The organism is Oceanicaulis sp. UBA6590 (assembly GCF_002433705.1).
Lineage (GTDB): Bacteria > Pseudomonadota > Alphaproteobacteria > Caulobacterales > Maricaulaceae > Oceanicaulis.
On record NZ_DJIQ01000005.1, the window covers coordinates 1 to 8,299 of the forward strand.

At 65.4% G+C, this 8,299-nt stretch carries 10 protein-coding genes and 1 tRNA gene; 9 read left to right on the plus strand and 2 right to left on the minus strand.

Features of this window, described 5'->3' with window-relative positions; translation table 11 throughout:
* Window positions 1–3: 3 nt before the first annotated feature.
* Window positions 4–78: transfer RNA gene (locus B2Z70_RS01120), tRNA-Thr, on the minus strand.
* Window positions 79–194: 116 nt separating this feature from the next.
* On the opposite strand from B2Z70_RS01120, the gene B2Z70_RS01125 reads away from it, so the two are divergent.
* The 9 genes from B2Z70_RS01125 (at window position 195) to B2Z70_RS01165 (ending at window position 5,370) form a co-directional block, all read left to right on the plus strand.
* On the plus strand, window positions 195–344 hold the full coding sequence (locus B2Z70_RS01125) for a hypothetical protein (protein ID WP_292980075.1): 150 nt from the start codon (window positions 195–197) through the stop codon (window positions 342–344).
* A gap of 153 nt (window positions 345–497) precedes the next feature.
* Complete coding sequence (gene murA / locus B2Z70_RS01130) at window positions 498–1,775, plus strand: UDP-N-acetylglucosamine 1-carboxyvinyltransferase (protein WP_292980077.1); 1,278 nt, start codon at window positions 498–500, stop codon at window positions 1,773–1,775.
* Window positions 1,776–2,222 (plus strand): DUF2948 family protein, encoded by a 447-nt coding sequence (locus tag B2Z70_RS01135; protein ID WP_009800519.1) that lies wholly within the window; start codon window positions 1,776–1,778, stop codon window positions 2,220–2,222. It abuts the gene before it with no gap.
* 28 nt (window positions 2,223–2,250) lie between these two features.
* The gene (locus tag B2Z70_RS01140; protein ID WP_292980080.1) at window positions 2,251–2,724 is read left to right on the plus strand and encodes a UPF0262 family protein; all 474 of its coding nucleotides are present in this window, start codon (window positions 2,251–2,253) and stop codon (window positions 2,722–2,724) included.
* A 2-nt stretch (window positions 2,725–2,726) separates the two neighbouring features.
* Window positions 2,727–3,149: an arsenate reductase/protein-tyrosine-phosphatase family protein gene (locus B2Z70_RS01145; protein ID WP_009800517.1), complete on the plus strand. Its 423-nt coding sequence runs from the start codon at window positions 2,727–2,729 to the stop codon at window positions 3,147–3,149.
* Between the two features lie 155 nt (window positions 3,150–3,304).
* Window positions 3,305–3,523, plus strand: a complete 219-nt coding sequence (infA, locus tag B2Z70_RS01150) for a translation initiation factor IF-1 (RefSeq protein WP_009800516.1) — start codon at window positions 3,305–3,307, stop codon at window positions 3,521–3,523.
* 7 nt (window positions 3,524–3,530) lie between these two features.
* Window positions 3,531–4,115, plus strand: coding sequence for a Maf family protein (locus B2Z70_RS01155; RefSeq protein ID WP_292980087.1), 585 nt, complete (start codon window positions 3,531–3,533; stop codon window positions 4,113–4,115).
* On the plus strand, window positions 4,112–5,176 hold the full coding sequence (locus B2Z70_RS01160; protein WP_292980089.1) for a ribonuclease E/G: 1,065 nt from the start codon (window positions 4,112–4,114) through the stop codon (window positions 5,174–5,176). Before B2Z70_RS01155 ends, B2Z70_RS01160 begins: the two co-directional genes overlap by 4 nt.
* A complete protein-coding gene (locus B2Z70_RS01165) occupies window positions 5,173–5,370 on the plus strand; it encodes a DNA gyrase inhibitor YacG (protein ID WP_009800513.1) in 198 nt (65 codons plus the stop codon). The genes B2Z70_RS01160 and B2Z70_RS01165 overlap by 4 nt, the downstream gene beginning before the upstream one ends.
* 36 nt (window positions 5,371–5,406) lie before the next feature.
* On the opposite strand, the gene B2Z70_RS01170 is transcribed toward B2Z70_RS01165, so the two are convergent.
* Window positions 5,407–8,073 (minus strand): TonB-dependent receptor domain-containing protein, encoded by a 2,667-nt coding sequence (locus B2Z70_RS01170; protein WP_292980092.1) that lies wholly within the window; start codon window positions 8,071–8,073, stop codon window positions 5,407–5,409.
* Between the last annotated feature and the right edge of the window lie 226 nt (window positions 8,074–8,299).

Genomic DNA, 8,299 nt, shown 5'->3' on the forward strand with positions numbered 1-8,299 from the left:
GAATGGTGCCGCTAGAGTGAATTGAACACTCGACCTCTCCCTTACCAAGGGAACGCTCTACCCCTGAGCTATAGCGGCGTCCGGTGTGCGAAAGCATGCTCTCGCGTCGTCGGAGCCGGGCTTATAGCGCCTGATTCTGCTCGCGCCAAGACCGGGCTTGACCTCTTTTGCAGATATAAGGCAGTTGAACGCTCATGAGCACGCAAGATCGCAAGCCCGCAAAGGGCCAGAGCCCCCAGTCCGACCGCGAACAGCGCCTGGCGCAGGCGCTGCGCGCCAATCTGCGTCGACGCAAGGCCGCCGCGCGCAAGGACGAGACGTCTGCCGGCAAGGATGAGCCCTGAGACCGGGCCGGTCTTGCGCCTGAGCGCACAGACCCACAAATCATGGCCTCTGTGACGCCCTCATTTCGTCATCGTGCGAATGCCCTTACAGGTGGGCGTTGAAGGGTGGGGCGCTGGGCGTCGGCGCGCGCTGAATAGGACCATGAGGGCAGTATGGACAGCATTCTAATTCGCGGCGGCTCGCCGCTTGTTGGCGAGATCGAGATTTCAGGCGCGAAGAATTCTGCGCTCAAACTGATGGCCGCCTGCCTGCTGACGGACGGGCCGCTGGAGCTGTCGCGCATGCCGCGCCTCGCCGATACGCGCTTTCTGGGCCATTTGCTGGCGCGTCTGGGCGTCGTTGTGGAAGAGCGCGCAGGCGCCAAACTCTTCATGCAGGCGGACAGGCTGGGCGAGCCGTTCGCGCCCTATGACCTGGTGCGCAAGATGCGCGCGAGCTTCAACGTGCTGGGCCCGCTGATCGCCCGTGTGGGCCAGGCCCGCGTCTCGCTGCCGGGCGGTTGCGCAATCGGCGCGCGGCCGGTGGATCTGCACCTTCAGGCGCTCGAAGCGCTGGGGGCGGAGATCGAGCTGTCCGAAGGCTATGTGAACGCCAAGGCGCCGGAAGGCGGCCTCAAGGGCGCGCGCATCACCTTCCCGATGGTGTCGGTTGGCGCGACCGAGCACGCCATGCTGGCGGCGGTTCTGGCCAAGGGGCAGACCGTGCTTGAGAATTGCGCCCGAGAGCCCGAGATCGCCGACCTCGCCGGCTGCCTGAACACCATGGGCGCGAAGGTGGAAGGGGCGGGGACCGCCACCATCACCATTGAAGGCGTCGACCGGCTGCATGGCGCGGACTGGTCTGTCGTGCCGGACCGGATCGAGACCGGCACCTACGCGATGGCCGCCGCAGCGGTTGCGGGCGGGGATGTGCTGCTCAAAGACGCGATCTTTGATCATAACGGCGCCCTGTGGTCGCTCCTGAGAAAAGCCGGCGTTGAGATCGAGGCGGAAGCGGGTGGCGTGCGCGTGAAACGCAAGGGCGCGCTCAAGGCGGTCGATATGCAGACGGCGCCCTTTCCGGGCTTTCCCACCGATCTGCAGGCGCAATTCATGGCGTTGATGAGTCTGGCGGACGGCGCGTCGGTGATCCGGGAGACGATTTTCGAGAACCGCTTCATGCACGCGCCCGAGCTGTCGCGTCTGGGCGCGCGCATCGATGTGCGCGGCAATGAGGCGGTGGTGCGCGGTCCGTGCGCGCTCAAGGGGGCGCCTGTGATGGCGACCGACCTGCGCGCATCGGTCAGCCTTGTCATCGCCGGTCTCGCCGCGGAAGGTGAGACCCGGGTGAGCCGAATCTATCATCTTGATCGCGGTTTTGAGCGCCTGGAGGACAAGCTGTCCGCCTGTGGCGCCGATATTCGCCGCGTTCCGGAACAAGCGGAGGGCTGAATGGCCGGATACACGCCTATGCGCCTTCTGGCGCAATCGCCTGAGGATCTGGCGGTTCTGTCCGCTGCATTGCAGGACGCCGTGGGGCTGCTGGGCGATTTCCAGTATGAACCGAAGGCGCAACAATTCACCCTGGCGCTCAATCGGTTCCGCTGGGAGGGCCCCAGCCGGGGGCAGGGCGAGCGCGTGCGCGCCGCGCTGCAGGTGGGCTCCGTTCTGAAGGCGCAATCCAAACGCCTCAAGCAGGGCCATGAGGACGGGGTGATCAGCCTGCTCACGATGGCGTTCGAGCCGGGCGAGGCGCCGGGCGGCGTGCTCAGCTTCACCTTTTCCGGTGGCGGGGAGCTCCGTCTTGAGGTGGAATGCATCGACATGGCGTTTGCGGACGTGTCCGAGCCCTGGCGGGCGGCGGCGCGACCCAGCCATCCTGAAGACGACGAGGCATGACCCGGAGCCGGGTTGACTGGAGTTCCTTATGACCGATCAGCGACTGGTCGCGGTCGAGCTTGACCAACTGACCATCGGCAAGGCCGATGAGGCCGTGGAGCATGAGCGCCGCGTGGCCATTGCTGATCTTCTGGATTCCAACACCTTCGTCCCGGCTGATTCCGAGGCCGGCCCCTACGCCCTGCGTCTGGCCATCGAGGACCAGCGCCTGGTATTCGACATCAAGCGCGAGAACGGCGAACCGGTGCGCATGTTCGTGTTCTCGCTGGGCCCGCTGCGCCGCATCATCAAGGACTATTTCCTGATGTGCGAAAGCTATTACGCCGCGGTGCGCAATGCGCCGCTGGGCCAGATCGAGGCGATCGATATGGGCCGGCGCGGGGTCCATAACGAAGGCTCGGAACTGCTGCGCGAACGGCTTCACGGCAAGATCGAGGTGGATTTCGACACGGCGCGACGCCTGTTCACCCTGATCTGCGCGCTGCACCGGCGGGGCGCCTGATCATGGCCGCGCCCTCCGTCGTCTTTGTCTGCGGCCGCAATGCGGTGCGGTCGCCCATGGCGGAAGCCTTCTGGAAGCATCGCTTCGGCGCAGACTGTCTGGCGCGGTCGTGCGGGGTCGAGCCCGCGCCCTGGCCGGACGGTTTCATGATCTCGGTGATGAACGAGACCGGCATCGACCTGTCGAATTTCGAGTGCCGCGATCTGGCCGACACCGCCGATGATCCGGTCGAGCTGGTGGTGTGTCTTGCGGCGGATGCGGATCCGTCCGCGAGCGCCTTCGCAGAAGCGCGGGATGCCGAATACCAGCTCTGGGCGATTCCCGATCCGGCGGAGGCGGAAGGCAGCCGGGAGGCGCGTCTGGACGCCTACCGGACGGCGCGGGACGCCATAAAAGCCCGCATTTCGGCGTATAATCCGGACTAGTCCTTACAACCACGCTCGACGATTGCGGCGATCACGCTTATATAGCGCCCGACACCACCCGACGCTGGCATGAGTCTTCATGCGCGAAGCGTACGGGGTTTTTGCGTTTTGACGTCTATGCGTCTGAATTTACGCCATTGATCAAGAGGAGCTGCATGGCGAAGGAAGAACTGCTGGAGTTTCCCGGCGAAGTCGTGGAACTGCTGCCCAACGCGACCTTCAAGGTCAAACTGGAAAATGATCACGAAATCATCGCGCACACCGCGGGCAAGATGCGCAAGAACCGCATCCGCGTGCTGGCGGGCGACAAGGTCCTGGTCGAGATGACGCCTTACGACCTGACCAAGGGGCGCATCACCTATCGCTTCAAGTAAGGTGAGCGTGACGCCGAACGCTGCGCGCGCGCCCTTTGTGCTGGCGAGCGCGTCTCCGCGCCGCCGGGACCTGTTGACCGGGATCGGCGCGCCGCCTGATCTGGTCGCCCCGACCGATATCGACGAGACCGAGCGCCCCGGCGAATTGCCGCGTGATCTGGCGCTGCGTCTGGCGGTCGAGAAGCTGGCCGCGGCCGATCATCCTGGCTGCTATGTGCTGGCGAGCGATACGGTGGTCGGCGTGGGTCGGCGCATCCTGCCCAAATCGGAAGACCGCGAGACCGCCGACGCCTGTCTGAGGATTCTGAGCGGTCGCAATCACCGGGTCTATACCGGTGTTGCGGTGCGTGCGCCGGACGGGCGCGAGGCGAGCCGTGTGGTTGAAACTCGCGTCGCCTTCAAGCGTCTGAGCGAGGACGAGATCACCGCCTATCTTGAGAGCGGTGAATGGAACGGCAAGGCGGGCGGCTATGGCATTCAGGGCCGGGCCGGCTCTTACATCAGCAAGCTGATCGGTTCGTATACCGGCGTCATGGGACTGCCGGTCTATGAAGCGCGGCAGCTTCTGGTCGGATTGGGATATGTGTTTTGAGAATCGTCGCTGCTGAGCATGTGGGGGAAACCCGCGCCGCTGTCATCGATGGCGACCGCGCCGTCGAGCTGCATGTGGAGCGCTGGTCCGAACGCGGAAAACGCGCCTGGCGGGGCGAGGTCTATCGCGCCCGGGTGACCAAGATCGACCATGCGATCAATGGCGCGTTCTGCGATATCGGTCGCGGACCTGCAGGCTTTCTGCCCTTCGGCAAGGCCGGGCGTCCGGACGGCTTGCATGAGGGCGCGGCCATTGGCGTGCAGATTGCGCGCGAACAATTCCAGGAAAAGGGGCCGACGCTCGCGCTGTTTGACGTGGAGCCTGGCGAGGCGCCCGAAATCGTGGTGGCTGCGCCGCCGATCGCCGAGCGCCTGTCCATGATGTACGAGGCGCCGGTTCGTACGCCCAAGGAGGCGGAGGTCGAACTTGATCAATTGTTCGACGAGGCGCTGGAAGCCGTTGTGTCGCTGCCGGGCGGCGGACGTCTGGTGATCGAGCCGGTCACCGCGATGACGGTGATCGATGTGGACTCCGCCGGGCGTCAGTCCCAGGGCGGCTCGCCGAAAATGGCGCTTGATCTCAACAAGACCGCAGCGCGTGAGGCCGCGCGCCAGATCCGGTTGCGCGGCATTGGCGGCGTGGTCGCCATCGACTTCCTGCCGCTGAAGAAAAAGCAGGACCAGAGCCAGCTTGATCAGAGCCTGAAAGGCGCGTTCAAGCGCGATCCGGCCAAGATCGATGTGGCGCCGGCCAGCCGCTTCGCCATCGTCGAACTCTCCCGCCAGCGTCTGGGCCGCGCCCTGCATGAAATCTGCTGGGAGCGTTTCGGCGTTGAGAGCGTGGAAACCCGCGCTTTGGCGGCCTTGCGTCGTCTTGAAGCGGAAGGCAAGGCGAAGCGCGGCGGGCGTCTTGCCCTGCTGGCGGGGGCCGAGGTTCACGCCTGGCTTGAAAAAGATCCCATCGGATGGTCCAAGGCGATGAAATCGCGTCTCGGAGATCGCTTTGAACTGGTGCTGGATGAAGCCCGGGGCGCGCGCGACTTCGAGGTGCGTCCGCTATGAGCAAATCCAAGCCCGGTTGTCCGATCTGCAAGAAGCCTGTCGATCCCAGATACAGGCCGTTCTGCTCGGCCCGCTGCGCGGACGCCGATCTGGGTCGCTGGTTCTCGGGCGCCTATGCCGTGCCGGGCGAGCCAGTCCCGCCCGAAGCCCTGCCGCCAGAAGCGCGCGGCGAGGGCGGCGAGGACGAGCGCTAGAAAAAAGCCCCGCAGCCAGGCTGCGGGGCTTTGTCTTTAGCGCTGGACGCTGATCCGCGCGTAGAGCACCCGGCCGCGGGCGTCATGCACCTTGGTGTCATAGCCCAGAGGCGTGTTCACCAACGGCGCCTCTTCATCGAAGAGGTTGAGCGCGCCGACGCTGGCCGTGAGGGCGTGGCCGCGCACATTCGACGTCCAGCCCGCCTGAAGGTCATAGGCGGTCCAACTGTCGATCTCGGCGCCGGCGTTCTCGTCATCGTCATAGGGCGAGATGTAGCGCGCCTGGGCGTTGACGCTCCATGGCCCGTTCATCCAGCCGGCGCGGACGCTTGTGCGCCATTGCGGCAGCGAGCGCGCAAAATTGGTGAAGTTGCGATTGCCCGCCGCGTCGATCTCGGTGTTCAGCACCGGATCGTAGAGGGTGAATTCATCGATATAGACGGTCTCGAGCCCGGCGGTCATCACGCCGAACCGGCCCAGATCGATATTGTCGTGGCCGAAGGCGATGTCCACGCCCTGCGCCTCGACGCTGGGGGCGTTGACGAAATTGGCGCGCACCAGCACCACATCGCCGGTCTGGGACAGCTCGACGCGCGGATCATTGTAGACGCCATCATCGGCGAAGTCGGCGGCGAGGATGGCGTTGGCGCTCTCCTCGATGATCAGATTCTCGACATCCAGTCGCCAGGCGTCCACGCGGGCGGTCCAGGCGCCCTGACGCCAGCTCAGCCCCAGCGAATAGCTGTCAGAGGTTTCCGGCTCGAGATCCTGTGAGCCGACCGTACGCACCGGGCGGAACAGGCTCTGATTGCCGATGGTGAGTGATTGCAGCGTCGTGGTGGCGCTCACCTGCTGATGCAGTGAGGGCGCGCGGAAGGATTGCGCCCAGTTCGCAGACAGGGTCAGCGCATCGGTCAGATCCACCGCGAGGCCGACCTTGGGATCGGTGGAGGAGAAGTCTTCCAGATCCTCATGGCGGGCCGCCAGCGTCAGGCGCGCACGCGCGTGCAGAGGAATGACGCTCTCGGCATAAAGGCTCGCCACATCGCGCTCGCCCGCATAGTCCGGCCCGCCTACGATGAACAGGAAGGCGTCATCATTGAAGGTCTGGCCGTGATCGACGTCGAGGCGCTCATTGCGCAGATGCGCACCCACGGTCAGCGAAACCGAGCCAGCAGGCAAGGCAAACAGATGCGCCGTCGTCAGGCTGGCGTCCAGGCTGCTCAGCTCCGAGCTCGAGGTGCGCACATCCTCGCCCAGCATCCAGGCTAGCAGGGCGGGATCATTGTAACGCGGGTCATTGGGATCGGTGACGAGACTGCCCGAGCCGAACGGGTTGAACCAGTAGCACCCCGCGCTCTGATCGCCCGCGCTGGCGCCCGGCTGGCAGTTCGCGCCGCCAAACCCGTTGAGCGCGGCGTCGAGGCGGTCGCCGATATGATCCGTGATGGTGGCTTCGAGTTCGTTGCGCGAAAAGGCCAGCACGCCCTCCGCCGTCCAGTCGCGACCGAAGGCGTCAAAATCATGCGCCAGCCCGGCCTCGAGCCGCAACGTGTCATGATCAAAGCTGCGTCGCGCCGCCCCGGCGGATACGCCGCGCGGGCGTCCGTTCCAGGTCACGTCGCGATTGAAGTAATTGCCCGGATTGTCGACCGGAATGGTCGGAAAGCTGAGCGCGGGCAGGGAGGGGGAATTGCCGCGAGTCAGTTGCGTATCGGCCCAGGCCGCGCGCAGGGTCAGGCGCGTATCGCCGAAATCGCCGGTCAGCGCGCCATAGGCGTTCAACCGCGTCTCATCCGGGATCAGGGAGAAGAACTGGCCGTAATCGAGCCGGCAATAACCCGGCGTGCCGAAGGCGGTGTCGGCGCCCAGCACCAGCGGCTGGCCGCCAGCGGCCGCGCAATCGCGATCAATGATGACCTGCGGGCCGCCGGACGGCGTCGTCACCTCGAACCCGCCGCCTGGCGCCTGGATGTAATAGGCGCCGGGCTGGCCCAGCGCCGACAGGCCGGTGCCGGGGATGAAGTCGGTCTCGAACCCTTCCACGCCGTCGGTGTCGCGATAGCTGACCGCTCCCATGACGCTCCATGCGCCGAAGGTCTCGCCCGCGCGGGCGGACAGGATCGACGTGAAGCCGGCGCCCTCGAATCCGTCAGGACCGCGCGCCTCGAGCGCGACCTCGACCCCTTCGAACAGATCGTCCGTGATCACGTTCACAACGCCGGCGACCGCATCCGATCCATGCAGCGGAGAAGCGCCGTCTTTGAGGATCTCCACCCGGCTGATGGCGATGTCGGGCACAAGCGCGTTCATGTCGACAAAGCTCGCGCCATCATCGGACGCCACCGAGGCGGGCGCCTGACGCACGCCGTTCACCAGCACCAGGGTCGCTCCCAGCCCCAGCCCCCGCAGATTGACGCTCGAGGTGCCCGAAGTGTCGTTCTGGGTGCCCGGATCGTCATTGAATTCCGAGCCGACAATGGCGGGGCTGAAGGCCAGCGCATCCCCAAGGTCCGAGAGGCCGCTCGCCCTGAGCGCTTCTGCATCCAGCGTGACCACGGGGCGGTCTCCCGATTGCGCGCCGGGCGCGCGGCCTGCGGTGATGGTGATGACATCATCCTGAACGGTCTGGGCGGACGCCAGACCGCCTTCACCCAGCATGGCCAGAAGGGCCAGGGCGCTGACGCAGACTTTGGGGTTCATTGCAGTCCTCGGAGGTTGGGGAGGTTTTGAGAATATAACGCAGAAGCGGTTAGCAGGCCTCTGTATACCCGGGCAAGTCCGAAGGCAGACCGGACAAATTGCAATCGGACTGCACAAGACTGATTTGAGGGCATGGACAGCCTCCGCGCGCTTGCCTATAAACCGCGTCCTCAGCGCGGCGAACCTTGCAGATCGCCCCGCTCGCCCGGGTAGCTCAGTTGGTAGA